Origin of the sequence: Microbacterium natoriense (genome assembly GCF_030816295.1) — a bacterium.
Classification (GTDB): Bacteria; Actinomycetota; Actinomycetes; order Actinomycetales; family Microbacteriaceae; genus Microbacterium; species Microbacterium natoriense_A.
On sequence record NZ_JAUSXV010000001.1, the window covers coordinates 3,785,678 to 3,809,751 of the forward strand.

At 68.3% G+C, this 24,074-nt stretch carries 25 protein-coding genes and 1 pseudogene; 11 read left to right on the forward strand and 15 right to left on the reverse strand.

Annotated elements, in window-relative coordinates; genetic code table 11:
- Positions 1-51 precede the first annotated feature (51 nt).
- Both QFZ53_RS18015 and QFZ53_RS18020 read left to right on the forward strand, forming a co-directional pair.
- Positions 52-1,086 carry an ATP-binding cassette domain-containing protein gene (locus QFZ53_RS18015; RefSeq protein WP_307298690.1) on the forward strand — a complete coding sequence of 345 codons (1,035 nt, stop codon included), beginning with the start codon at positions 52-54 and terminating at the stop codon, positions 1,084-1,086.
- Positions 1,083-1,862, forward strand: coding sequence for an ABC transporter permease (locus tag QFZ53_RS18020; protein WP_307298692.1), 780 nt, complete (start codon positions 1,083-1,085; stop codon positions 1,860-1,862). Before QFZ53_RS18015 ends, QFZ53_RS18020 begins: the two co-directional genes overlap by 4 nt.
- 73 nt (positions 1,863-1,935) lie before the next feature.
- On the opposite strand, the gene QFZ53_RS18025 is transcribed toward QFZ53_RS18020, so the two are convergent.
- From QFZ53_RS18025 to QFZ53_RS18050, 6 genes are all read right to left on the reverse strand, one after another.
- Positions 1,936-2,643, reverse strand: coding sequence for an SDR family oxidoreductase (locus QFZ53_RS18025; protein ID WP_307298694.1), 708 nt, complete (start codon positions 2,641-2,643; stop codon positions 1,936-1,938).
- A 116-nt stretch (positions 2,644-2,759) separates the two neighbouring features.
- Positions 2,760-4,127 carry a DUF6716 putative glycosyltransferase gene (locus QFZ53_RS18030; protein ID WP_307298696.1) on the reverse strand — a complete coding sequence of 456 codons (1,368 nt, stop codon included), beginning with the start codon at positions 4,125-4,127 and terminating at the stop codon, positions 2,760-2,762.
- Positions 4,124-4,996 (reverse strand): N-acetylneuraminate synthase family protein, encoded by an 873-nt coding sequence (locus QFZ53_RS18035; RefSeq protein WP_307298698.1) that lies wholly within the window; start codon positions 4,994-4,996, stop codon positions 4,124-4,126. Before QFZ53_RS18035 ends, QFZ53_RS18030 begins: the two co-directional genes overlap by 4 nt.
- An 83-nt stretch (positions 4,997-5,079) precedes the next feature.
- On the reverse strand, positions 5,080-6,225 hold the full coding sequence (locus QFZ53_RS18040) for an acylneuraminate cytidylyltransferase (RefSeq protein WP_307298700.1): 1,146 nt from the start codon (positions 6,223-6,225) through the stop codon (positions 5,080-5,082).
- Positions 6,222-7,571, reverse strand: coding sequence for a polysialyltransferase family glycosyltransferase (locus QFZ53_RS18045; protein WP_307298702.1), 1,350 nt, complete (start codon positions 7,569-7,571; stop codon positions 6,222-6,224). Before QFZ53_RS18045 ends, QFZ53_RS18040 begins: the two co-directional genes overlap by 4 nt.
- On the reverse strand, positions 7,568-8,548 hold the full coding sequence (locus QFZ53_RS18050) for a glycosyltransferase family 2 protein (RefSeq protein WP_307298703.1): 981 nt from the start codon (positions 8,546-8,548) through the stop codon (positions 7,568-7,570). Before QFZ53_RS18050 ends, QFZ53_RS18045 begins: the two co-directional genes overlap by 4 nt.
- Before the next feature lie 103 nt (positions 8,549-8,651).
- On the opposite strand from QFZ53_RS18050, the gene QFZ53_RS18055 reads away from it, so the two are divergent.
- The 3 genes from QFZ53_RS18055 to QFZ53_RS18065 are packed head-to-tail and all read left to right on the forward strand — an operon-like array spanning position 8,652 to position 10,467.
- Positions 8,652-9,527 (forward strand): hypothetical protein, encoded by an 876-nt coding sequence (locus QFZ53_RS18055; protein WP_292908708.1) that lies wholly within the window; start codon positions 8,652-8,654, stop codon positions 9,525-9,527.
- Positions 9,524-10,144 (forward strand): hypothetical protein, encoded by a 621-nt coding sequence (locus tag QFZ53_RS18060; protein WP_307298706.1) that lies wholly within the window; start codon positions 9,524-9,526, stop codon positions 10,142-10,144. Before QFZ53_RS18055 ends, QFZ53_RS18060 begins: the two co-directional genes overlap by 4 nt.
- A gap of 41 nt (positions 10,145-10,185) precedes the next feature.
- Positions 10,186-10,467, forward strand: coding sequence for a DUF4229 domain-containing protein (locus tag QFZ53_RS18065; RefSeq protein WP_292908711.1), 282 nt, complete (start codon positions 10,186-10,188; stop codon positions 10,465-10,467).
- Between the two features lie 9 nt (positions 10,468-10,476).
- On the opposite strand, the gene QFZ53_RS18070 is transcribed toward QFZ53_RS18065, so the two are convergent.
- The 4 genes from QFZ53_RS18070 to QFZ53_RS18085 all read right to left on the reverse strand — a co-directional run bounded on the left by QFZ53_RS18070 (position 10,477) and on the right by QFZ53_RS18085 (position 12,986).
- Complete coding sequence (locus QFZ53_RS18070; RefSeq protein ID WP_307298707.1) at positions 10,477-11,460, reverse strand: 1,4-dihydroxy-2-naphthoate polyprenyltransferase; 984 nt, start codon at positions 11,458-11,460, stop codon at positions 10,477-10,479.
- A gap of 168 nt (positions 11,461-11,628) precedes the next feature.
- Complete coding sequence (locus QFZ53_RS18075) at positions 11,629-12,276, reverse strand: dihydrofolate reductase family protein (protein WP_307299438.1); 648 nt, start codon at positions 12,274-12,276, stop codon at positions 11,629-11,631.
- A 19-nt stretch (positions 12,277-12,295) separates the two neighbouring features.
- Positions 12,296-12,586, reverse strand: a complete 291-nt coding sequence (locus tag QFZ53_RS18080) for a DUF4287 domain-containing protein (protein WP_307298708.1) — start codon at positions 12,584-12,586, stop codon at positions 12,296-12,298.
- Positions 12,587-12,599: 13 nt separating this feature from the next.
- A complete protein-coding gene (locus QFZ53_RS18085) occupies positions 12,600-12,986 on the reverse strand; it encodes a cupin domain-containing protein (RefSeq protein WP_307298710.1) in 387 nt (128 codons plus the stop codon).
- 380 nt (positions 12,987-13,366) lie between these two features.
- Between QFZ53_RS18085 and QFZ53_RS18090 the strand changes: the two genes are divergently transcribed.
- Positions 13,367-14,053, forward strand: a complete 687-nt coding sequence (locus tag QFZ53_RS18090) for an ArsR/SmtB family transcription factor (RefSeq protein ID WP_307298711.1) — start codon at positions 13,367-13,369, stop codon at positions 14,051-14,053.
- A 109-nt stretch (positions 14,054-14,162) separates the two neighbouring features.
- Here the strand turns inward: QFZ53_RS18090 and QFZ53_RS18095 are convergent, their stop codons facing one another.
- Together QFZ53_RS18095 and QFZ53_RS18100 are read right to left on the reverse strand one after the other, a co-directional pair.
- Positions 14,163-14,864 carry an alpha/beta fold hydrolase gene (locus tag QFZ53_RS18095; RefSeq protein ID WP_307298713.1) on the reverse strand — a complete coding sequence of 234 codons (702 nt, stop codon included), beginning with the start codon at positions 14,862-14,864 and terminating at the stop codon, positions 14,163-14,165.
- Between the two features lie 88 nt (positions 14,865-14,952).
- Positions 14,953-15,411, reverse strand: a complete 459-nt coding sequence (locus QFZ53_RS18100) for an Lrp/AsnC family transcriptional regulator (protein ID WP_292908721.1) — start codon at positions 15,409-15,411, stop codon at positions 14,953-14,955.
- A 70-nt stretch (positions 15,412-15,481) separates the two neighbouring features.
- Here QFZ53_RS18100 and QFZ53_RS18105 point away from each other — a divergent pair, with 70 nt between their 5' ends.
- Positions 15,482-16,984, forward strand: coding sequence for a DUF6421 family protein (locus tag QFZ53_RS18105; protein WP_307298716.1), 1,503 nt, complete (start codon positions 15,482-15,484; stop codon positions 16,982-16,984).
- A 140-nt stretch (positions 16,985-17,124) separates the two neighbouring features.
- Entirely contained in the window at positions 17,125-17,763 is a 639-nt protein-coding gene (locus QFZ53_RS18110) for an SDR family NAD(P)-dependent oxidoreductase (protein WP_307298718.1), read from the forward strand.
- 8 nt (positions 17,764-17,771) lie between these two features.
- Here the strand turns inward: QFZ53_RS18110 and QFZ53_RS18115 are convergent, their stop codons facing one another.
- Positions 17,772-18,731 (reverse strand): helix-turn-helix transcriptional regulator, encoded by a 960-nt coding sequence (locus QFZ53_RS18115; protein WP_307298719.1) that lies wholly within the window; start codon positions 18,729-18,731, stop codon positions 17,772-17,774.
- A gap of 102 nt (positions 18,732-18,833) precedes the next feature.
- Here QFZ53_RS18115 and QFZ53_RS18120 point away from each other — a divergent pair, with 102 nt between their 5' ends.
- Positions 18,834-19,232, forward strand: a complete 399-nt coding sequence (locus QFZ53_RS18120) for a VOC family protein (RefSeq protein ID WP_307298721.1) — start codon at positions 18,834-18,836, stop codon at positions 19,230-19,232.
- A 97-nt stretch (positions 19,233-19,329) separates the two neighbouring features.
- Positions 19,330-19,839 (forward strand): hypothetical protein, encoded by a 510-nt coding sequence (locus tag QFZ53_RS18125; RefSeq protein ID WP_307298722.1) that lies wholly within the window; start codon positions 19,330-19,332, stop codon positions 19,837-19,839.
- On the opposite strand, the gene QFZ53_RS18130 is transcribed toward QFZ53_RS18125, so the two are convergent.
- Positions 19,840-21,306 carry an MFS transporter gene (locus QFZ53_RS18130; protein WP_307298724.1) on the reverse strand — a complete coding sequence of 489 codons (1,467 nt, stop codon included), beginning with the start codon at positions 21,304-21,306 and terminating at the stop codon, positions 19,840-19,842.
- 86 nt (positions 21,307-21,392) lie between these two features.
- Here QFZ53_RS18130 and QFZ53_RS18135 point away from each other — a divergent pair, with 86 nt between their 5' ends.
- Positions 21,393-22,460, forward strand: coding sequence for a threonine aldolase family protein (locus tag QFZ53_RS18135; RefSeq protein WP_307298725.1), 1,068 nt, complete (start codon positions 21,393-21,395; stop codon positions 22,458-22,460).
- 374 nt (positions 22,461-22,834) lie between these two features.
- On the opposite strand, the pseudogene QFZ53_RS18140 reads toward QFZ53_RS18135, so the two are convergent.
- Positions 22,835-24,044: pseudogene (locus tag QFZ53_RS18140) on the reverse strand (IS3 family transposase).
- Positions 24,045-24,074: the final 30 nt, after the last annotated feature.

A 24,074-nucleotide genomic window follows, 5' to 3' on the forward strand; every position in this document is an offset into this window, starting at 1 on the left:
TCCCAGATATTGCGGACAGTATCTGTCCTGGTTGCCTTCTAGCTTCGAGTCATGGCAACTGAACCCATCATCGAAACCGAGGGCCTGACCAAGGTCTTCACCGTCAAGAAGACGTCGGTCGACGCGGTCACCGATCTCTCCTTCTCCGCAGCACGCGGCGAACTCGTCGCGTTCCTCGGCCCCAACGGCGCCGGCAAGTCCACGAGTCTGCGGATGCTGACGACGTTGATCCCTCCGACGTCGGGCACGGCACGGGTGGTCGGGCACGACATCCGCACCGACCCAGCGGGAGTCCGCGCCCGCATCGGCTACGTCGGCCAGCTCACGAGCGGCAGCTTCTCCCAGCGGGTGCGCGATGAGCTGATCAGCCAGGGGGCTTTCTACGGCATGTCCAAGCGCGACAGCGCCCGCCGGGCCGATGCGCTCATCGAGTCGCTCGACCTCGGCTCCTTCGCCACCAGGACGGTGCAGCAGCTCAGCGGCGGGCAGAAGCGCCGTCTCGACATCGCGCTCGGGCTCATGCACGCCCCGCCCCTCATCTTCCTCGATGAGCCGTCCACGGGCCTCGACCCGCAGAGTCGGGCGAATCTCTGGGATCACATCCTCGACCTGCGCGCTCAGCACGGGACGACCGTCTTCCTCACCACTCACTACCTCGAAGAAGCCGACCGTTACGCAGAGCGGGTGATGGTCATGGACAAGGGTCGAATCATCGCCGACGACGCCGCCGCAGCCCTGAAGGCGACTCTCGCGGGAGATGTGCTGACGTTCGGCTTCGCCGACGAGGCGGATGCGGCGCTCGCTCGCTCCGTCGTCGCGACCCTGAGCACCGCCGCGGTCTCCCTCGACGGAGACTCGGTGTCGCTCGCGGTGCCGGAGGGCGATCGCCTGCTTCCGGTGATCGTGCGGGAGCTGGACGCCGCAGGCATCCTCGTCCGCCGCGCGACCGGGGTTCCGCCGACCCTCGACGACGTGTTCCTCGCCCTCACCGGTCGCACGCTGCGCGAAGCCGGCGAGGGTTCATCCGACGCCGCATCCGAGACCACCCCCGAGATCGAGACCACCCAGACAGGAGTCCTCTCATGACCACCACCGACACCCTCGTACGTCCGAACCTCACCAGGGACACGAAGAACGTGCTGATCAGGGAGCTCAAGCCCGTGCTCCGAGATCCCTTCACGCTCATCTTCAGCCTGCTCCAGCCGCTGGTTTTCCTCGGCCTGTTCGCGCCGCTTCTCGTGGGCAGCTCGGGTCGTCCAGCCGACGAGACGCTGGCGTGGTTCGTGCCGGGAGTGCTCGTGATGATCGTGCTGTTCGGCACCGGCGCCACCGGATCCAACCTGCAGTACGAGATGATGACCGGCTCGCACGAGCGCACCCTCGTCGCTCCGCTCGCCCGCTCATCGCTGCTGGTCGGCCGTGCACTCAAGGAGATCGCGCCGATCGTCGTGCAGGCGCTCGTGATCTCCGCTCTCGCCTGGCCGTTCGGCTTCGCGATCGATGTGCCGGGGCTCATCGTCGGGCTCGCACTGCTCGCCGTGTTCGGGGTGGGGCTCGGCTCCCTCTCGTACTCGCTGGCGCTCGCCACCAAGGATCGCGAATGGCTGTTCTGGGGCGTGCAGCAGGCACTGATCTTCCCGTTGCTGATCCTGTCGGGCATGCTGCTGCCGCTCGACGAGGGACCGGGGTGGATGCGCGCGGTCGCGTCGGTGAATCCGGTGAACTGGGTCGTTCAGGCCGAGCGGGCGCTGTTCGCCGGCGATCTCGGCGACGTCACGGTGCTGTGGGGCTGGGTCGCCGCCCTCGCGGTCGCGGTCATCGGGATCACGGTCGGCGTGCGCGCCATCCGTCGCAGCAGCTGATCGAGCCCAGCCTTGCACCCGCGCCTCCCGTCCCGGATAACGGGCGGGAGGCGCGAGTGCTGCGAGTTCGGACCTATGCGGTGCGCAGCTGCGGGTAGAGCGCCTCGATCGGCGCGCTGAGGCCGGCCTTGAGCTGCACCGAGGTTTCGTCGGCGAGGACCTCGTACTCGCCGCGCTCGGTGGCGTCGAGAACCGCGCCGACGAGGTCCGCCGGGTCGGTCTTCGGGTCGTCGACGTGGGCCGCCATCGCCGTGTCGACGTAGCCGACGTGCACTCCGACGACGTGGACGCCGGCGGGCGCGAGCTCGAGGCGGAGGGAGTTCGTCGCGGACCACAGCGCGGCCTTGGTGGCGCTGTAGATGCCGCCGACCGCGAACCAGGCGAGCGCGGAGTGGATGTCGATGATCGCCGCACCCGGGCGTCCGGAGAGCAGCGGCGCATAGGCACGGGCGAGGAAGAGCGGGCCGAGGAAGTTCGTCTCCACGTTCCGGCGGATGTCCTCGTCGGAGTGCGTGAGGATGCCGGCCGAGGGCACGGATGCGCCCGCGTTGTTGATGAGCACGGTCACGTCGGGGGCGGCCTCGACGACCGCGCTGATCGAGGCGGGGTCCGTCACGTCGAGAGCAAGGGGCACGACACGGTCGTCGTTCCATTCGCGCGGGCTGCGGGCCGTGGCGTACACCTTGGCCGCTCCGCGCGCCAGCGCCTGTTCGACGAAACGGGTGCCGATGCCCCCGTTCGCTCCGGTGATGAGGACGACGGCGCCGGTGAGTGAAGGCATGAGCGGATCTCTTCTCTTGTTGCGACAATGGGTGATGAGGAATCGCGTAAGCGACTCAACTCATAACTGAGTCAATTCAGTTTCTATTCCCAGAGTCCCTGATCCCCAGAGATCGCTCAGCGCCGGATCGAGTCGTGGAACGGATTCGGCTCGAGCGTGTAGTCCGTCGAGGCGTCCGACCAGGTGCCGAGCCCCGGCGCACGGCGCCGATCGCGCACCGCGGCCATGGCACGTGTCGCCGGCACTCCGAAGGCGAGGGCGGCGCGACCGCTCAGGGTGCGGTCGTCGCGCCCGAGGACGCTCGCCCGGTGCCACGCGGCCTTGACCGCTCCCCCGCGCCCGTACCGCACGGGTCGCGCCGGAAGCGCGCCCGCCCGTCGTTGCGCCACCAGTTCCTCCACCCGCTGCCACCAGGTCGACTCGGACTCGGGGTGGAAGTAGTTGTCGCGCAGCCAGTTCGGATGCGGATGCCGGAACCGCCCCGCGATGACCTCGCTCCGCCCGCCCAGCAGACCGCTGCCGACGAACACGGTGTTCAGCAGCGACTTGCTGACCCCGAACGAATCGAGGGCGATCACCGGCACGCCGAGCGCTACCGCCTCGATCGCCGCGGTCGAGCTCACCGTCACAAGGCCCGCGGCCGTCGACAGGGCGTCGGCCATCGAATCGTAGGAGACCACGAGATTCGACGGCCTCCTGCCCTCAAGCAGGTCGATGTAGGCGTCGTGCTCGAGATGCGTCTCGGCCTCGCCGGGCCGTGAGCGCAGCTTCACGACGACCCGACGGTTCGGATCCGCGTTCGCCGCCTTCACCAGGGTCGCCGCGATCTCCGCCCGCTCTTCGCGCTCCATCGGCACGAGCGCCTGCGAGGCGAACACCAGATCCGTGGCCGGTGGTCGGAGCACCTGGCCCGCCGAGCGCTCAGCGACGAGAACCCCGCGCGCCCCCGCGGAGCGGACGAGCTCGGGCGACAGCATCCGCGCCCTGGTCTTCGCGAACGGCAGCGTGGCGAGGGCCGTGGGCACCTGCACCCCGATGCGACGGCCGAGCTCTTCGAACGCCCACTCCTCCCGATGCGAGTGCACGACGAGCAGGTCAGCGTGCCGCCGGTACTCGAGCGCTCCGCGTTGCGCGGGGATCGCCATACCCGGGAGCCCCGCGACCGTGACAGGCCGTCGGGACAGCGTGTCGATCACGCGTCCCATCAGACGCACGAACGGGCCACGGCCGGCGAGCAGGACGACATCGGGGCGCTGAGCCTCGAGCCACGGACCCGCTTCGCGGAACGCGATGCGCGACACCGACGACGCGTCGAGCCCTGCGCCGGCGAGCGCAGTGCGCTCCTGCGCAGCGCTCGCCGTCAGCGGCGTCTTCACCAGCAGCAGATGCGCACGGATGCCGGGCACGCTGCCGAGCAGGGATGCCGACCATTTGACGAACGAGTCGGCATCCGCGACCGCGACGACCCGCAGCGGCTCGCTCATGCCGGAACGCGACGCAGCTTCGCCATCGGCGCGCGCTCGCTGTCGAACACGCGCTTGACTCCGTCGCCGAGCGCCTTCTCGATCACGCGGATGTCGCGCACCAGGTGCTCGAGCCCCGCGGGCTCGAGCGAGGCCGCATGATCGGAGCCCCACATCGTGCGGTCCAGCGTGATGTGCCGTTCGACCGCGACGGCGCCGAGCGCGACGGCGGCGAGGGAGATCTGCAGGCCACGCTCATGACCGGAGTACCCGACCGGGATACCGGCGTAACGATCGCGCAGCGTGGAGATCACGCGCAGGTTCGCCTCTTCCGGCTCCAGCGGGTACGTCGAGGTCGCGTGCATGAGGACGACACGGTCGGTGCCCAGCGCCTCCAGCGCTCGGTCGATCTGCTCGATCGTCGACATGCCCGTCGAGAGGATGATCGGCTTGCCCGTCTCACGCAGGCGGACCAGCAGCTCGGTGTCGGTGAGGCTCGCCGAGGCGACCTTGTGGGCGACCACGTTCAGGTCCTCGAGGAAGTCGACGCTGGGCACGTCCCACGGCGAGGCGAACCAGTCGAGGCCGAGCATGGTCGCGTAGTCGCCGATCTCGATGTACTCGTCGCGGCCGAACTCGACACGACGGCGGTAGTCGAGGTAGCTCATGGTTCCCCACGGCGTCTCGCGCGGCACGTCGCGCATGTGCTCCGGCGTGGAGATCTCCGGCGTGCGCTTCTGGAACTTCACGGCGTCGGCCCCCGCCCGCGCGGCCACGTCGATGAGCTTCTTGGCGATCTCGACGTCGCCGTTGTGGTTGAGGCCGATCTCGGCGATCGCATAGGCGGGATGGCCGCCGCCGATCACGTGCGATCCGATGCTGACAGTCATGATTCCTCCGGTCGTCGAATGCCTTCTCTCCTGGGTACGCGCCGAGAGTGAACATCGCGCGACGCCGGGGTTACCGGAGCGCGTCAGCTCGACAACACGCGTTCGACCAGTTCGCGAACAGCTCCCCTACCGCCCTCGCGGGACAGCACGGCCCTCGCCTCCGCGATCACGAGCGGATGCGCGTTCGCCACTGCGACCGGCCAGCCGACGATGCGCATGGCAGGCAGGTCGTTCACGTCGTTGCCGAGGTAGGCGACGTCGGCGAGGTCGAGGCGGTTCTCGGCGGCCCAGGCACGCAGGGCTGTCGCCTTGTCGTCGATGCCGTGCAGCACCGGCACCTGCAGCTTCTCGGCGCGCGCGCGCACCACGGCGTTCACCTCGGTCGAGAGGATCAGCATCGGCACTCCAGCCTTGCGCAGCAGCGCGACCCCCATACCGTCCTCGCGGCTCACCTGCACGCGCTCTCCGCCGTCCGCGTCGATGATCGCCGTGTCGTCGGTGTGGACTCCGTCGAAGTCGGTCACGACCGCCTTCACCGGGATGGGATGCTCCGCCTCGTGCAGTGCAGCGAGGGAGCGGGCGATGCGCAGCTGCTGCTCGTCGTCGATCTCGATCGCCGTCCACTCCGGGACTTCTGCGATGGCCGTGCGGCCGAAGAACCGATGCCCGCTCTGGCGGAACCCGGCCGCCGAGAACACGTAGAACGCGCCGGTCTCGAGATAGTGCGGTTCGCGGTCCTGGCGCCGAAGCCGGTACGCGGCGTCGTGATTGATCGCCAGTGCCGCGCCGTCGGCATCCCTCCGCCAGAGGAATCCGTAGGTCTCGAACGCCGAGAAGACACTGTCGGCCTCGCCATTGCGCACCTGCGCGACCGCCGCGGCCAGGGCGTCGGGCGGGATGAACGCTGAGGTCGCCTGCAGGAAGGCGATCACGTCGACCTGTTCTCCTGCGGAAGCGAGCTCGTCGAGAGCATGCATGATCGCGCTCTCGGACGTCGCCGTGTCCCCGGAGATCTCCGCAGGGCGGCGGATGACACGCGCGCCTGCGGCCGCGCTGACTCCGGCGATCTCGTCGTCGTCGGTCGACACCACGACGAGATCGATGCCGTCGGCGGCGAAAGCCGCGCGCACCGCCCTCGCCACGAGAGGCACCCCGCCGACCTTCTGCACGTTCTTTCGCGGCACCTGCTTCGACCCGCCGCGCGCGGGGATGATCGCCACTGTCGTCATCGTCCTCGTATCGCCTTCCATGCTCGTCCAGCCCGACGTCTGACGCCGAGCGCGGTCAGCCGCAGCTCTTCGGCCCGTCCGATGCCGCCCGCCGGCCGGAGCGCGCGCTGCACCGGAGTCGGCGCGGGGGCGCCTGGTAGACGCAGCGCGGCCAATCGTGCGGGCCCGAAGTAGCGATCGCGCTCGGTCTGCTCCAGCGTTCCGAGCAACCGCTCGGCCCGAGGGCGCAGGTGGGCGGCGATCTCGGGCTGCATCGCGTATCCGACCGCATCGACGAGGAGCTGCAGCGCCCCGACATCCGTCCACCTGCCGTCCGTACGGGTGAGTGCGTCGACGATCGTGGCGGGTATCCGATTGCTGTTCTCGAAGGGGGTGAGGCGGGAGAGCACAGTTTCGTTCCCCGCCGATCCGATCTCGCGCCCCTGCAGGGCGCGGACGGTCGGGAGAGCGGTGGAGAAGCCTGCGACCACCGCAAGCGCGTCGAGACGTTCGGCGAGGAGCTCCGCGGCGAGCGGGCCCCGGTACTCGACGAACTCGACGTCGTGGAACGCGGCCCTGCTCCGAAGGGCATCCGTGAACCGAGGCGGCGCAGAGGGGTGGGGCTTGAAGACGATGCGCTCCGGCGACCAGGAGACTGCGCGATCGATCATCTCGACCTGCATCGCCACCTCCTCGGTCTCGGTGGCGAGTCCGAGCGCAGCCAGGTACTGGCCGAGGACGAGCACGGTCGACGAATCCGTGTCGAGCGATTCGCGATCGGCCGTCTCATCGGCCGTCTCGGCGAGCGCCGCGCCGAACAGCGCGGCCGGCACCGGCACCGCGGAAGCCAGCGGCGATCCAACGAGCGGCGTCACGCCCGGCACCACGTCGGCGTAGACCACACGCACGATGCGAGCGGCGATCGTGTGCGGCAGCTTCACCCGCATCGGCGAGTAGGTCATCAGGCCATCGCCGACGATCGTGACGGGCGCTCCGGGGAACAGCGTCATGAGGGTCCGAGCCGGTGCCACCTGCGGGCTCTGCACGAACAGCTCGACCTCTCCCCGATCGAGACTCCACGCCCTGGTCAGCAGACGCTCGAGCACGGGCAGGTCGGCGTCGCGCGGCCTCCACGAACTCGGATGCGTGGCTCCCAGCAGCTCATCGAGGTCCTCGATGCGGTCGAACCGGTCGCGCAGCGACCGCAGGGCGGGATCGGTGCGGATGCTGCGGCTGATCTCGGGTATCCGCGACGAGGTGAACGGCACGAGCACCCGCTCGCCCCTCGTGCCGAGCAGACCGCCGTCGATCGCCGCCGCGGCAGTGGCAAGCCCATAGGCGCTGTGCACCGCGAAGATCTGCGTCATGCGCGACTCCTCGCCCTGCGCAGCAGCGGTGCGAGCACACGGCGGCGCGGTCCGTCCAGACGTCCGACGACGGCATCGACCTCGTCGACGGGCAGGCGGCCCAGCAGCTCGCGGATGCCCGACCGCATCTCCCCTCGCAGCGAGGGCGTCATCCGTCGCGCACGCACGAGGTGCCGCGAGCTGAGCGCGAGCACCGTCCAGGTGGCCTTGGGCAGGAATCGCCCCGCATCGGCATCCGCCTCGACCACGTCGATGACTTCTCTCATCGCACGCACGAAATCGAGCTGCCGCCGATCGCGCACCTGGGTGAGCGAGGTGGGGACACCGCGACGGTACAGCAGAGCCGGCGCGTCGACGACGGCGAACGACTGCGCCTGCAGATGCAGCCGCCAGATCCACGGTCGGTCCTCAGCCGTGAACAGGCCGGGCGAGAAGCCGGCGAGGCCCTGGTCGATGACCCGGCGGTGGAACATCCCGGCCCAGGCGAACGGGTAGTCGACCATGGTGGGCTCGTGCTCCGGAAGAATCGCGTCGCGCGGGGAGGCGACCCGTTCGCGCCACGGGAACGGTGCGCGTTTCACCATCCGCTTCGTGCCGGTGACCGTGACGTGGTCGGTGCGCACGAAGTCGCAGTCCAGTTCGCGCAGCCTCGCGGAGAGCACCTGCAGCCGCAGCGGCTGCATCCAGTCGTCACCGTCGAGGAAGCAGAAGTGATCTCCGTCGACGTGGTCGAGTCCCTGGTTGCGCGCACTGGCGAGCCCGAGCGGGCGAGGATTCGTCAGCACGACGGCGTCGTCGAAGCGATCCGCGTAGCGGCGCATCAGCGCACCGGTGTCGTCACGCGAACCGTCATCGATCATGATGACCTTGAGGGCGGAGGTGTCCTCGAACTGCCGGGTGAGGGTCTCCAGCGTGGTCCCGATGTACGGGCCGGCGTCCTTGGCGGGGACGATGACGGTCACAAGTGGCGTACGCATGGTGCCAGGGATGGTCGCACGCGTTCGTGGCCGATCGGGGACGACGAGGTGAACGCCGGGTGTCCTCGCCCTGGTTCCCAGGTCGATCGGCGACGATGGACGCATGCCGCACCCGCACCGCCCCTCGTGGAGACCCGTGCTGCGCCATGGCTCCGACGTGCGCTGGCTCACGGCGCGGTCGTGGACGAACCGTTGGTATCCGCAGGGCGTCGACACCGGCCTGTTGCAGGGGCGGCGGATGCTGGCGATCAGCTGGTTCCGGCAGGATCGGAACCGCACGCACCTCGCCTCACGGGTCTCATTCATCGACCTCGCCCGTCCGCGGCGCTTCGACGTCGCGCTCGCGATCGAAGGCGACGACGGGGCGCTCGAGCCCGCGCGGATCCACGTCGGCGGGCTCGCATGGTTCGGCGATCGGCTTTTCGCCGCCGCGACCAGGCAGGGCGTCTGGGAGTTCGATCTGGCCGGCGTCCGACGTGTCCAAGGGACGACCGCACGACGCCTGACCGGCGGCTCCCGCTCGAAGACGCTCGTCGCCGTGCGCGCCCGCGAGCATCCGATCGATCTGCGCTGTTCGTTCGTCGGGCGCGTGTTCGATGAGGCGGGGCGTTCGCTGCCACGTGTGCTGATCGGCGAATTCCGCTCAGGCGAGGAGGGCCGGATCGGGGAGTTCGAGCTGACTGCGCACGGGTTCGCTCCGGTCCGAGAGTTCACCCCAGGTGTCCGTCATATGCAGGGCGCGGCGCTCTGGGGACAGGACATCCTGATCTCGCAGTCCGACGGCCTGCGGCCGGGTGCGCTGTGGCGCGGGAGTTTCGGCGCAGTCGAACCAAGCGCGACGGCACTGCCCGCGGGGTGCCAGGACCTCGCGCTCGACCCGCACCTTGGCATGCTCTGGTCGCTGGGTGAGCACCCGTGGCACCGAGTCGTACGCGGCGTCCCCTTCGCTACGCTGGGAATCGGAGAGGATCGCGCATGACCGCTACACGACAGCGCCTTGCAAGGCGCGCGATCACGGCTCTGCTCGTCGGCCTGATATGCGCCCTGCCGCTCACCGGATGCTTCGTGATCCCGCTCATCGACGACCGATCGCCCTTCGACGATCCGTTCGGCACCAGCACGACCGACGTCGCGAACGCGCTGCCCGTCGTTCAGGAGGCTCTCGAACTCGTCGACACACAGGACGGGCTGTGGCGATACGAGGTCCTGCGCGGGCAGGGGAACTGCGAAGGCGCGTGCGATCTGCACGTCGAGGTGCGCGTCGTCCCCTCCGGCATCCTCTCTGCATATCCGGAGGTCGATCTTGAGAGCGACCCTTCGCTGATCATCGTTCCCGAGCAGGTGCTGCGCGATGTGCTCGTGGCCGTCGTCCCGGCCGCGGAGCAGCAGCGGGTCGATGTTCGTGTGGTGCCGGGCAACGGCGACGCCGGCAGCAGCGATCTCGGCGACGCAGCCGATGCTCTGTTCGGGCCGCTTCCCACCGATGGGCTCTCCGAGGAAGCGTTCGAGGTCGACGTGAACCACTCCGATGAGGTGTCGGTCAACGCGAACACCCGGGATCAGCAGAATGTCCTCGAAGCGATGGGATTGGCCTGACTGCGGACGCTGCCGCGCCCAGGCGAAAGTAGACTGAAAGAGTGAAGCCCGCACCGATCCTCGTCTACTCCGTGCTGCGGTTGCTGGCGTTCCTCCTCCCGCTCGCGATCCTCTGGTACTTCTTCCCGATCTTCCGCGAGCTGTGGTGGCTGGCCGTGATCTTCGCCGCGCTCATCGGTGTCAGCATCTCGATGCTGTTCCTGCGCGCGCCGCTGTCCGAGGCGTCGGCCGACCTCTACGAGCGCCGGCGCACCCGCACCACGACGGGCCAGGAGGACGCCGAGGCCGAAGACGAGGTTCTCGACAAGGACGCCGAGGCCTGAGCCCCGGCGTCAGCCGACGAACGCCCAGAACAGCGCGCCGGCGTACAGCAGCGCCGCGAGCGAGGTCAGCGCGAGCGCGATGACGAGTTCCGCCGGCTTGCGGTACGTCCACACGATCAGCAGTGCGGGCAGGGCCGCGAGCAGGGCGAGCAGCGCGATCCACGCGATCGGGAAGAGCAGCGCGAGCAGCACGGCGATCACGAACGGCGCGAGCACGAACAGCGTGAACAGCACCTGCGTCGCGCGCTTGCCGATCAGCACCGTGAGGGTGCGCTTTCCCACCAGGCGGTCCTGATCGATGTCGCGGAGATTGTTGGCGAGCAGCACTGCGCACGCGAACAGCCCCGCGGCGATCGCCCCGAGCCACGCCTGCTGCGGCAGCGCGAAGATCTGCACCCACGTCGTTCCCAGTGTCGCGACGAGGCCGAAGAAGACGAACACGAAGACCTCGCCGAGGCCGAAGTAGCCGTACGGGCGCTTGCCGCCGGTGTAGAACCACGCGGCGATGATGCACACGGCGCCGACCGCCAGCATCCACCACTGCTGAGTGCGGATCACGATCGCGATGCCGACCAGCGCGGCGAGCGCGAAGAACACCAGTCCGATGATCAGCACCGTGCGCGGCCTCACGCGACCCGACGCGGTCAGTCTCGCAGGACCGACGCGGTGGGCGTCGGTGCCGCGGATGCCGTCGCTGTAGTCGTTCGTGAAGTTCACGCCGATCTGCAGGAACACCGCGACCGCGAGACAGGCGAGCGCGATGACCCAGTGGAACTCCGGCCCGGTGCTGCGGGCGGCTCCGGTGCCGATCACGACCGGCGCGATCGCGAGCGGCAGCGTGCGCAGACGGGCGGCGCCGATCCAGTCACGGGCCGTCACCGGGCCCGCCTCGACGATCGGCTTCTTCGCCGGGTTGCCGCTCGTGCGGGTCGCCGTACGAGTGCTCTTCTTCTTGCTCGCGCTCTTGTTCTTGCGCTGTGAGGATGCTGCCACGGAGGAATCCTAGTAGGCGTGGCTTTGCGGGCCGCGTTCAGTCCTCGATCTCGAACGGCATCCGTTCCGGAGGAGAACTCGCGTTCAGAAGGAGGAATCCGCGCAGATCCTCCTCCACACCGCGAGTTCTCCTTCCGAACGAGCGCGGCGGATACGACAGCGGGTGGCTTAGCGCCGGGTGAACGTCGCGTGGGTGACGCCGCTCTCGGCCACCTCATTGCGGACGGCGTAGTCGTTCTCGAGCCCACGCAGGCCGTCCCAGATGCGTTCGCCGCTGCCGATCACGAGCGGGGCGACTGCGAGGTGCATCCGATCGATGAGCCCTGCGCGCAGGAACTGCCGCACGACGTCCACGCCGCCTCCGATGCGCACGTCCCCGTCGCCGGCGACTGCGGTCGCCTTCGCGAGCGCCTCCCCCGGCGTCGCCTCGACGAAGTGGAAGACCGTGCCGTTGGCGAACTCGATCGACGGTCGCGCTGTGTGCGTCAGGACGAAGACCGGCACGTGGAACGGCGGCTCATCACCCCACCATCCCTTCCAGTCCGGCTCATCGCCGTGCTCGTGCAGGCCGAACATGCCGGCGCCCATGATCTCGGCGCCGACCTCTTCGAAGTACGCGGCCGCGTAGTCCTCGTCGAGCCCGGTCGTCCCCTCCCCGGAGGAATCGCCGAGCACCCGGGCACGGAAGGTACGGGTCGACACGTAGGCGGCGACGAGGCGGCCCCAGTCGTCTCCGAAGGGGTTCTCTGGGGTCTGGTCGGTGGTGGTCGCGAATCCGTCGAGTGAGACGTTGAGGTCGGCGCGAACGGCCATGATGCTTCTCCTTGCCGTGGAGTCAGAGAGCGGGCTTGGTGTCTTTGCCGTCGAGCCACAGGGTGTCCGAGGCGTCGGCGTGCGCACCGTCGGTGCCGACGTGCTTGGCGCTGATCTGCGGGCCCTTGGTGATGACGTGCACGAGAGCCATTCCGTATCCGCGCGAGAGGTCGTAGTCGGCCTTCAGCCACTCGAGAATCGGAGTGGCTTTGGTCTGCGGACCGAACCCCTTCTCGGTGGCGAGGTCGACGAACTGGCGGGGTGTGAGCCCGGTCTTGGTCTCGATGTTGTCGAGGTATGCCTGGAACGACATGCTTTCTCCTGTCCTATGCCTGCACTGAGCGTGCCGATTCGTCCTCGTCGAGGAACGTCTGGATGATCGTGGGGGATGCGTGGATGCCGATGAGTCGCAGCATCCCGTCGCCGACGTTCGTGAAGCGATGCGGCACGAACGCGGGCCCGGTGGCGGTGTCACCCGCCTCGGCGAGGAAGGTGTCGTCACCGACCGTGATGCGAGCGGTGCCCTCGAGCACCACCCAGGTCTCAGAGTATGGGTGCCAATGCAGTCCTGGGCCCTGACCTGGCTGGTTCTCGACGTAGAAGTACGAGACATGCGCGCCGTGCTCTGCGCCTTCGAACTTTCGGCTGAGGCCGGTGCCGATTCGGATGTCGGCGCCGGCGACGACCGATGCGGGAAGCGGTGTCCTGTTCATGCCACCAGTCTCGACAGCCGCACGATGAGTCCCTAGAGTTTCGATGTGGGTCGAAACATGCCGATCGAAGGCGTCGAGCATCCCGATCACCGGGTCGAATTCGAACTGAGCCCTGGCGACATCCAGGCGGTGCGGTTCGGCATCTCCCCTGGCCATGAACTCGCCCATGCCGTGCGGGTGCTGCTGCGTCCGGCGCAGCATCCGCTGCAATGGGGCTGGCTGCGCTCGGTGCGCGAGAACCTTCCTCGCGACAGCTTCGCGGTGCTCGCCGCCGTGATCGGCGACGACGGCTACCTGCCCGACTTCCTCACGGCGACCGCGAGCTGGGAGATGACCCCGGAAGCCGAACTCGACGCCCGCGTGCGGCGTCGCTCGATGGCATGCGGGTCGACTTCGGCAAGATGGTTGTGCGCTCGACGGGTGCACGACGGCAGGCCCTGCGCGAGATGCAGGAGCACCCGACCCGGGCGCGGGCGATCATCGCGGACGCCTGGTCGGAGGTGTGGGAGGCCGCGCTCGCACCCGCGTGGCCCCAACTCGAGCGCATCCTGCGCGCCGACATCGTCGTGCGTTCGCGCGCGATCGCGACCGGGGGCATCGCCGGCATGGCGGGTGATCTGCACCCGAAGGTCGGCTGGGGCGACGGCGCCGTGCGCGTGTCGCTGCGGCGGCACAGCGAGCAGGTCGACTGCCGCGGCAGCGGTCTCGTGCTGGTTCCCTCGGTCATGTCCTCGTGGGGTTGCATGGTGCTCACCGAGCCGCCGGCGCAGCCGACGCTCTTCTACCCCGCCCGCGGGGTCACAGCGGGATGGGCTAAGGACGCGATCGAGATCTCCGCCGCGCTGAGCGCATTGCTCGGTCCCGCCCGAGCGGAGATCCTGCTCGAGGCCGGCAATGCGCGCACGACGTCGCAGGTGGCGAAGGATGCCGGCATCGCGGTCTCGACGGCATCCCACCACCTCACCGTGCTCCGTGGCGCGGGTCTGGTCTCTTCGGAAAGAGACGGCGCCCGAATGCTGCACCTGCGCACGCCGCTCGGCGAGGCGTTGGTCGGCGCGACCCTGTGACGAAAGGTCGCCTACCCGTGGCGGCGAAGAAACTCGATGACAGCGCGCCCCGCGGCTTCAGGCTCTTGCTCCAGCGGGTAATGACCGGAGTCCTCGAGAACGACACCGGTCACGTCCTCGGCGAAGAGACGGACGCCGTCGGCGACGGCGGAGCGAAAGCGAAGCGTCCGCCGAGCGCGAGTACTGGCGCGGCGACCTGATCGGAGACGAGCGCACGGACATCTCCGAGGTCATCGCTGCCGGTGCGGTAGTAACCGAGGCCGGCCTCCAGAACGCCCGGTGCGGAGTATGCCTCGATGTATGACCGGACTGTGTCGGGATCGAGCCCCGCCGGACCCGCGCTCTGCTCGAGGAACATGCCGTAGTACGCGGCTTCACGCCCGGGGACGAGCTGTTCGGCGAGACCGATCGTGCGATTGATGGGCCCGTGCCAGGTCGGGTAGTGGCTTCGACCCGGCTCAGGAATGTGGATGTCGATCCCGGGAAGGATCTCTTCCTCGACGACCAGGGCGGTCACCGCGGAAGCCAGCTCGGCGGCGAGAATCACGGCAACTGTGGCGCCCCAGTCATGACCGATCAGCGCGAACCGCGTGATCCCCCGCTGAGCGAGCATGTCTTTCAGCCAGTGCGCAAGATCGGCCTTGCGGAAGCTCGTGGCTTGAACGGGCTTCGCGCCGAGACCCGGCAGCGTGATCGGCACCGCGGCGAAGCCCGCCTGATCCAGAAGGGGGAGCAGATGCCGCCAGTGCGCCTCGGTGACGGGCCAGCCGTGCAGCAGCACGACCGGTAGACGGGATGATCCTGCAGTCATCGTTCTATGATGCCCGCATCCTCGGGCGGCGATCGAGGTCGTCATCCTGAAAGCCGCCGCCGTCACGCGGAGCGCCGGGCAGGAACGCCTATGGAGTGTTCTCGACCGGGATGATGGGCCGATGCTCGTAGTAGGTCTGCAGCACGACGGTGGTGCGCGTGCTGACATTGGCTTCCAGCCGGATGTCGCGAACCAGCTCCTCCAGGGCGCGCGGCGACGGAACCCGGACGAACAGCATGTAGCTGGCGTCGCCGGCGATCGAGTGACAGGCTTCGATCGCCTGCAGATGCTCGAGCAGCTCGGGGGCGTTGTCGGGCTGAGCGGGATCGAGCGGAGTGATCTCGATGAAGGCGGACAACGGGGTGCCCACCTGTTCGGGGTCGACGACCGCCCGGTAACCCGTGATGACGCCGCGGGTCTCGAGGCGCTTGAGTCGCGACTGAACGGCTGACACAGAAAGCCCGACGGCGTCGGAGAGCTGGGCGAGTGTGGCGCGCCCGTCGCGCGAGACCGCGGCGAGGATGGCGCGGTCGACAGAGTCATCCATACATGGAATAATATCGGGAGAACCCGGCTATCACCGGAATATTTCCTGCATTTCATGATCGGAGGTCCCGATGTCCCTCACCACCACTCACAGCAACGCTCTCATCGGCGAACCCGAGGTCGTCGAGGACGCGTCGACTGCTGAGCAGTCCGCCGCCTGGGCCCAGCTCAAGGACGCCGCGATCGCGATTCGCGAGATGCAGATCAAGGACGGCTCGATCCCGGACGCTTCGCTCCCCACGCCCACTCCGGGCATCGCTGACGCGCTGTCCGGAGCCTCCGGGCGCGGGGGCCCCCGCTCAGCGACCCATGAGAAGGCCCGCCAGCTCGTCTCCGCGATCATCTCCGGCATCCGCGCGCTCTCCCCTGCCTTCCCGCACGACGCCGAGTATCTCGCCGCGTCCATCGTGGACTTCGAGCGCTGGGCGGACTCCGGCTTCGGCGTGCCCGACTTCCTCGACTCGCTGATCGCGTTCCAGCCGCAGCAGCACCGCGTCGACGGCATCCGTCACCTCGTCGTCTTCCCGATGTACACGCAGAACGGCTCGAGCGACCGCCTGGTCGAGGCGCTCATCGTCGAGACGATCTGGCCGGAGTTCATCGGCGCGCTCGAGGCGGGCGACTACGGCAACAAGCTGTTCGTCTCGCTGCGCCTGATCGACTTCACCCCCGGCTACGACACGAACTCTGCGGTGCTGTTCCCCGAGACCGTCGCGATGCGCGAGATCCCCTCGTTCACGTGGGGAGCGATCTTCCAGGACCGCGAGGCCGCCCGCTACCGCCGCGTCGTGCGCGCGGCGTCCGAGATCACCAACCTCGAGCTGCCTGAGCGCGCCGCGGCGATGCTCGACGACCAGGCGCTGACCGAGCGTGCGTTCGTGATGTGGGACATCATCCACGACCGCACGCACATGCGCGGAGACCTGCCGTTCGATCCCTTCATGATCAAGCAGCGGATGCCGTTCTTCCTCTACTCCCTCGAAGAGATGCGCTGCGACATGACCGCGTTCCGCGAGTCGGTGAAGATCGAGCGCGCCCTCGCGGCGCGCATCGAGGCCGGCGAGGAGCTCACGGCGAGCGAGCAGGAGATGCACGACCACGCCGGGCTGGTGCAGTACGCCGTGATCTTCGACCGGATCTTCCGCTTCGCGATCACGGGCAACCGCACGCGCAACTACGACGCGGTCGGTGGACAGCTGCTGTTCGCCTGGCTGCACCAGCGGGGCGTGCTGCACTGGACCGACACCGCCCTCGCATTCGACTGGGACAACGTCCCCGACGCGGTCGTCGCGCTGGGCGACGCGATCGACGACCTGTACTGGCACTCGATCGACCGCCCGAAGGTCGCGCACTGGCTCGCCGCCTACGAGCTCGTCCGCGGCACGCTCACCCCGCACCCGGCATCGCAGTGGGCTCGCGGTCTGAGCGACGAGATCCTCGCCGGAGCCCCCAAGGGCTACACGGATGCGGTGATGGACGACGAGTTCCCGCTGTCGATGTTCTTCGAGACCCTCGACAAGAAGATGAAGCCCGTCATCGAGTCGACCGTCGGCATCCGCGGAACCGACGACTGAACCGCTCCCCTGCCCACGTCACGCCCACGGGCGAGCGTGACGTCTCGCGGAGGATGTGACGGGCATCGGAGATATCCCAGGGAGACCTCCGAAGCCCGTAACATCCTCCGCAGTGCGTGACACCCTTGAGGAGGAACCCCATGAACGCTGCAGGGCGCACGATCGTCCTCGCCGGAGCGACGAGCGACGCGGGACTCGTAGTGGCCTCCCGCCTTCTGACCGCCGGTGCGCGCGTGGTCGCGACCGGCCGCTCTGCCGGGCGCCTCGAGCCGCTTCGCGAGGCAGGCGCTCAGGTCGAGGTCGCCGACGCGACATCTCTGGAGTCGATGGCTGGGTTGGCTGCGCGCCTCGACAGTGTGGACGCCGTGATCCCGCTGGTCGGCGGGTGGCGCGGAGGAGGCGGCCTGTCGGGGCAGACGGATGCCGACTTCGACGCGCTGATGCCTGCGCTCCAGGCAGTTCGCGCCACGAGTCGCGCATTCAACGGTGCCCTGCAGGCCTCGGATGCCGGCCGGTTCGCGATCGTCTCGTCGTCTGCCGTCGCGCGACCTCTGGCCGGCGGTGCGAACTACGCCGCGATGAAGGCCGCGAGCGAGGCCTGGACGCGGTCGGTCGCGCACGGATTCGCGAAAGCTGCTCGGGATGGGCAGGAGCCCCTGCGGGCGGCATCCGTCGTGTTCCGAGTCAAGGCGCTGGAACCGGAGGCGCTGGCCGCCGCCGCCGTCGCTCTGTGGGACACGGACGCCGCCGAACTGAACGACACCATCATCGAGCTGTAGGCCCGCGCTCACGCGCCGGCGGCGAGCAGGCGGTCGGCCGCGGCCCGCACCCGGCCGCGCAACTCCTCCGGGGCCTCGATCACGGTCGCGCCGTCGACAGCCGCGATCACGGCAGGCAGCCAGTCCAGCCTCTCGGCGCGGATGTCCGCGCGGTGCCAGCCCACCTGCTCGCCGGCGAGAGGGGTGAGCCTCGCGACGGACTCCGGCAGGTGTCGCCTGATCTCCTCGTGCTCGGCCCGGATGCGCAGCACCACATGCCACCGGTAGTCGGCATCAGCGAAGCCCTCGACCAGCCGCGCAGCGGCATCCCGCGGCTGCGCAGGGACGGGGAACGTCTCGACCAGCGCACGGGCGGTGCGGATGCGGTCGACGCGGAAGACTCGCTCGGCGGCGCGCTCGAGGTCGAGTCCCACGACGTACCAGCGGCCGCTCCGGGCGACCAGGTCGTACGGGTGCAGCACTCGCCGCGACGGCTCGTCAGCAGCGTTGCGGTATCGGATGTCGAGGGCTCGGCGCGTGCGCACCGCGTCGGCGACCGTGAGCAGGATCGACGCATCGGGTACGTCTTCTGCGGCCGGCTCCCGAACCACGGTGCCGGCGAGCAGTGCATCCAGGCTCCGGGTTGCCGTAGGCGGCAGAGACCGCACGATCTTGGCGAGCGCGGTCCGCGCCGGGAGCGTCTCCCCCTCGTCGGTGGACTGCGCGCGGAGCAGGCTCAAGGCGACAGCGACCGCTTCACCCTCCTCGAGCATGAGCGGTGGCACGCGGTACCCGGGCGCGATGCGGTACCCGCCGTAGCGCCCTCGCACCGACTCGATCGGAATCTCGAGATCGATCAGCTGTGTCACGTAGCGGCGGACGGTGCGCTCTCCCACGCCGAGGCGCTCGGCGAGCTCGGCCACCGTGCGGGTCTGGCTCGACTGCAGCAGCTCGAGCAGCTGCAGCACACGGCCTGTCGTCCCCGTCATGAGTCCTATCATCTCGCAATACCGGACAGAATCAGCCCGGTATCTTTCCTAGCCTTCTGACGGGCTCGAGGTCCCGGGCCGAACATCACAAGGAGAGAAACCATGCAGCTTGCCGCCACCCGCATCATCACCGACGACGTGGATCGTCTGGTGGACTTCTACGAGCGCATCACCGCCCTGAAGGCGGTTCGACTGCATCCGCTGTTCGCGGAGCTGCGCACGGCATCCGCGACCCTCGCCATCGCGAGCTCCGCCACCGTGCCTCTGCTCGGCGAGAACGCCGCGGAGGCCGGGGCGAACCGCTCCGTGATGCTCGACTTCCTCGTCGAGGACGTCGACCACTCGGCGTCGTCTCTGCGATCGGTCGTGACCGAGTTCGTCAGCGGCCCCGCTGACATGCCATGGGGCAATCGCTCTCTGCTGTTCCGCGATCCGGATGGCAACCTGATCAACTTCTTCTCGCCGACGGGCGCCGAGGCGAGGTCGCGATTCGAGCGCTGAGGGCGACGACGACGGCGACGGCGACGGCGACGAAGATCGTGGCAGTCTGAGACGACGGATGCTGCGGCGTCCAGTCACGTCTACACCGAGGAGTCCGATGAGCGACAGCGCCGAGACCCCGGCCATCTCCCGCCGCGCGCAGAGCGACCGGCTCAAGGAGCGCATCTATCTGGCGTTCGTGGCCCTCGCCGTGGTGCTCGCACTCGGATCGCACGAGGTCACCGCGGCCGATGCACTGACGACGCTCGCCGTGACGACCCTGGGCACCCTGCTCGCGGTTCTCGTCGCCGACGTCATCTCGCACATGATCATGACCGAGCGCACCATGACCCGCGGCGAATTCGCGCACGCCGTCTTCGCGAGCTTCGGCGCGCTGTCAGCCGTCGCCGTACCCGTGGTCGCGCTGCTCATCGCGTTGATCGGATGGTGGTCGACCACGATCGCGCTGCGCGTCTCGGCTGCGGGGCTCATCCTGTCGCTCGTCGTGATCGGATTCGCCGGCATCCGGCGCGTGCCGATGACCTGGTGGCAGCGCCTCCTCGCGCTCGGCGCCGAGGCGATCGTCGGACTCGCCGTCGTCGGGCTGCAGACGCTCGCCCACGGCTGATCAGGCGCGGTCGTCGCCGGGAGCCTCGATGCCGTCCGCTCCCGCCCTGCCGCCACGCGCCGACACCGGGTCGATGGGCGCCGAAGCGCCAGACGGCGCTGCCTCGAGGGAGGGCGAGGCAATTGCATCCACCTCCCCCTCCCCCGCTTCTTGGGCCGGTGCATGCGCGTAGAGGTCGGTGAGCTTGCGGTACGAGCGGGTCAGGAAGGCGAGGCCGCCCGCGACGACCATGATGAGACCGGCGAACAGGCAGATCAGCGCGATGCCGCGCGCCTCTCCTTCGCCCAGCAGCCACCCCCACTGCCGGTTGCCCTCGGGGCTGCGCATGTACGGGATGATCAGGAACTCGGCGATCGGCGCGATGAGGAAGGCGGTGACCGGAGCGGCCGCAGCTTCCATCGCGGCGGCGACCCCGAACACGCGGCCCTGCCGGTCGAACGGCACCACTTTCTGGATGATCGTCTGCTCTGCGGCCTCGGCGGGCGGCACGAGAGCCATGTACATCCACATGCCGATCACGTACAGCGGCCACCACTCGCGCAGCATGAACACCGCGCCGAGCAGACCCATCGCCATGACGATGAGAAGCAGCGTGCGCATCGGTTTGGCTCCGAGCCCGAACTTCGCCACGAGCCCGCCGCCGATGAGGAATCCGGTCGAGGCGAAGGCCAGTGCAAATCCCCATGTCTGCGCGTCGAAGAGAGTGAGGCCGTAGGGGTCCATGAGCGCCATGTAGACGCCGCCGATGAGGTTGTTGAACGTCGAGAAGATGATCAGCGCGAACAGCCCTGGCGCCAGCCTGATCGCCTTCACGCTGCCTCGGAAGTCGAGTGCGCTCGACGCAGTGGGGTCGGGTTCGGGTGCGCCCTCGGGGATGCGGATGAACAGGAGGTGCACGAAGGTCAGCGCCATCGCGGCGATCGCGATCGCGAGGGTCCAGCCCATGCCGAGAAATCCGATCGAGAGGCCGGAGAACACGCTGGTCACCAGGAACGCGAGCCCCTGCACCGTGCCGACCAGTCCGTTCGCGTTCGCGCGCTTGTCTTCCTCGACCAACAGCGTGACCGTGGTCGACAGCGCGATGTTGCGCAGCTGCTCGATCACGCCGCCGAACAGGATCACGAGGGCGAAGAGCCAGAACCACGGACCCCCGAGGTCGAGCAGCGCGGCCTCGGGCTGCCAGAGGTACAGGACCCCGGCGACGAGGAACGCGGCGGCCGAGATGACACTCGAGAGCAGCATGACGGTGTGCTTGCGGTGACGGTCGACGATGGTGCCGAAGATCATGGCGAAGAACGCGATGAACAGCATGTACGCGCCGCCGATGATGCCGGTCGCGAGCACCGACCGGGTCTCGATGTACACCCAGAACGTGAGGGCGAACCAGAGGAAGCTCGTCGTCACGTTGGCGATGAGCGTGTTGAGGAGGACGTTCGTGAACGCCGTCTTCGCTGCGGTGCGCTGCATGATTCGAGGGTAGGCGGGGCCGCCGACATCCGGTAGAGCCCGTTGCGGCGGATCGCGCGGGCGGCGAGCCCAAATAGACTTGGGAAGTGAGCATTCAGCATGACCCCGCGATCCGGGGATTCGCCAGCGACAACTACTCCGGCATCCACCCCGATGTCCTCTCCGCGATCGCGGCCGCCAACGGGGGCCACCAGGTCGCCTACGGCGAAGACGCCTACACGGCGCGCCTGCAGGAGGTCTTCCAGTCGCACTTCGGTGAGACGGCGCAGGCATTCCCGGTCTTCAACGGCACCGGCGCGAACGTCACCGGCCTGCAGTCGATGCTCCCGCGTTGGGGCGCGGTGATCGCGGCGTCCACCGCGCACATCAACGTCGACGAGGGCGGCGCCCCCGAGAAGATCGGCGGCTTCAAGCTGCTCGCCGTGCCGACCGACGACGGAAAGCTCACCCCCGAGCTCGTCGACCGCGAGGCCTGGGGCTGGGGCGATGAGCACCGTTCGCAGCCGCTGGTCGTCTCGATCACCCAGTCGACCGAACTCGGCACCCTGTACACGGCGGAAGAGATCAAGGCGCTCGCCGACCACGCGCACGAGCACGGCATGAAGCTGCACCTCGACGGCGCGCGCATCTCGAACGCGGCGGCTGCCCTCGACCTGCCGCTGCGCGCATTCACGACGGATGCTGGTGTCGACGTTCTCAGCTTCGGCGGCACCAAGAACGGTGCGATGCTGGGTGAGGCGATCGTCGTGCTGAATCCCGCCGCGTCCGACGGCCTCATCTACTCCCGCAAGTTCAACATGCAGCTCTCGTCGAAGATGCGCTTCGTGTCGGCGCAGCTGATCGCTCTGCTCGAGGGCGACCTCTGGCTGCGCAACGCGCAGCACGCGAACGCGATGGCCCAGCGCCTGCGCGGCGAGATCGACGCAGGCATCGCCGACGGCTCGATCACGGGCGTCGCCTTCACGCAGCCGACGCAGTCGAACGGCGTGTTCGCGACCCTCCCCGACGGTGTGGCCGACCGGTTGCGCGAGAAGTTCCGCTTCTACGACTGGGATGCCGCGCGCAACGAGGTCCGCTGGATGTGCGGCTTCGACACCCAGGAGGAAGACGTCGACGCGTTCGTCGCCGAGTTGTCGCGCCTCACCCGCGCCTGATCTGATTCAGCCCTCCGCGGTGCGGGTGTCGACTTCGTAGACGTCAGACGGGGTGTTGCGTAACTCATATACGCAGAAGCGAGTCGGTGATCTCCACGCTCGACCCAATCGAAAATCGGAGCTCTCCGGCACCATCGTTCCAAATCGAGGTCACGATCACATGAATCGTTTCGCTGAACTTTGACACCGACACCTTAGAAAGGTTCGCTCGATACATCTCGACGAATCTCCGGGACTCGTTCCCCCAGGTCACTCTCACGGTACCCGCGACTTCATCCCAGGAGACCGTGGCCACATCACCGTCTCTGACTGTGGCTTGCACTTGGAGTTGCCAGGGCTCCTGGGTCTGCTGTAGGAACAGGTGACAGTTCCAGTTAGGCCGCGAGGGCCAGGTTCTTGGTCATGATGGTCTCGAACTCGACCGGTGTCAAACGGCCCAGTCGGGGTTGCCGGCGTCGCCGATGGTAGGTCCGCTCGATCCAGGTCACGATCGCGATGCGTAGGTCCTCCCGAGTGGTCCAGACTCGGCGGTTGAGGACGTTCTTCTGCAAGAGCGAGAAGAAGCTCTCCATGGCGGCGTTGTCGCCGCATGACGCGACTCTGCCCATCGATCCGAACAGGCGGTGACGGGTCAGAGCGGGCCGGAACCTCCGGCTGCGGAATTGAGACCCGCGGTCGGAGGGCGCCACGCAGCCAGCAACGTCCCCGCGCATCGCGACGGCGTTCTCGAGAGCCTGGACGGCCAGGCTCGACTTCATCCGGTCGCTGATCGAGTAGCCGACGATCCGACCCGAGAAGACGTCCTTGATCGCGCAGAGGTAGAACTTGCCCTCAGCGGTCCAGTGCTCGGTGATGTCGGTCAACCACAGCTCGTTCGGTGTCGCCGCGGCGGACACGTGCCGGGACCGCCCTTTCTCGTCGGTGACGATGCAGAGATCGTCGTGCACCGCGGGGCCAGCTTCTTACCGTTCTTGCCCCGCTTCTTGCCGAACGCGCTCCACCAGCCATTCGCCGACGTGATCCGCCATGCGGTCCGATCCGACATAGACTCGCCGGCGTCGCGGGCCTCGTCCGCGAGGAGACGGTGGCCGAACTCCGGATCGTCGCGATGCGCGTCGAACAACGCGTTCGCCCGATACGCCTCGTCCAGTTCCCGGTCGGCGACAGGGACAGCGAGCCAGCGGTAGTAGGGCTGACGGGAGAGCTTCAATACCCGGCACGACACCACCACGGGGATCCCGTCAGCGGCGAGCTCTTTCACGAGCGGGTAACTCATTTTCCCGGCAAATGCGCCTGCGCGAAATACGCCGCAGCCCGCCGCAGCACCTCGTTCTCCTGCTCCAGCAGACGATTCCGCTTCTTGAGCTCGCGCAGCTCCACCGCTTCCGTGGTCGTGGTGCCGGGCTGCTCCCCGGCATCGACCCGAGCGGTGCGCAACCAGTTGTCGAGAGTGCCGGGATGGATCCCGAATTCTTTCGCGATCTGCGCGATCGTCACACCAGGTTCACGATTCTTCGCGACCCCGATCACTGAATAGGCGCGACTCGAATGACTCAGTTCAGTCGCCGAATCCTTTGATTTCATACTTATCCCGTCCACTGGCTGCAGGTTGGG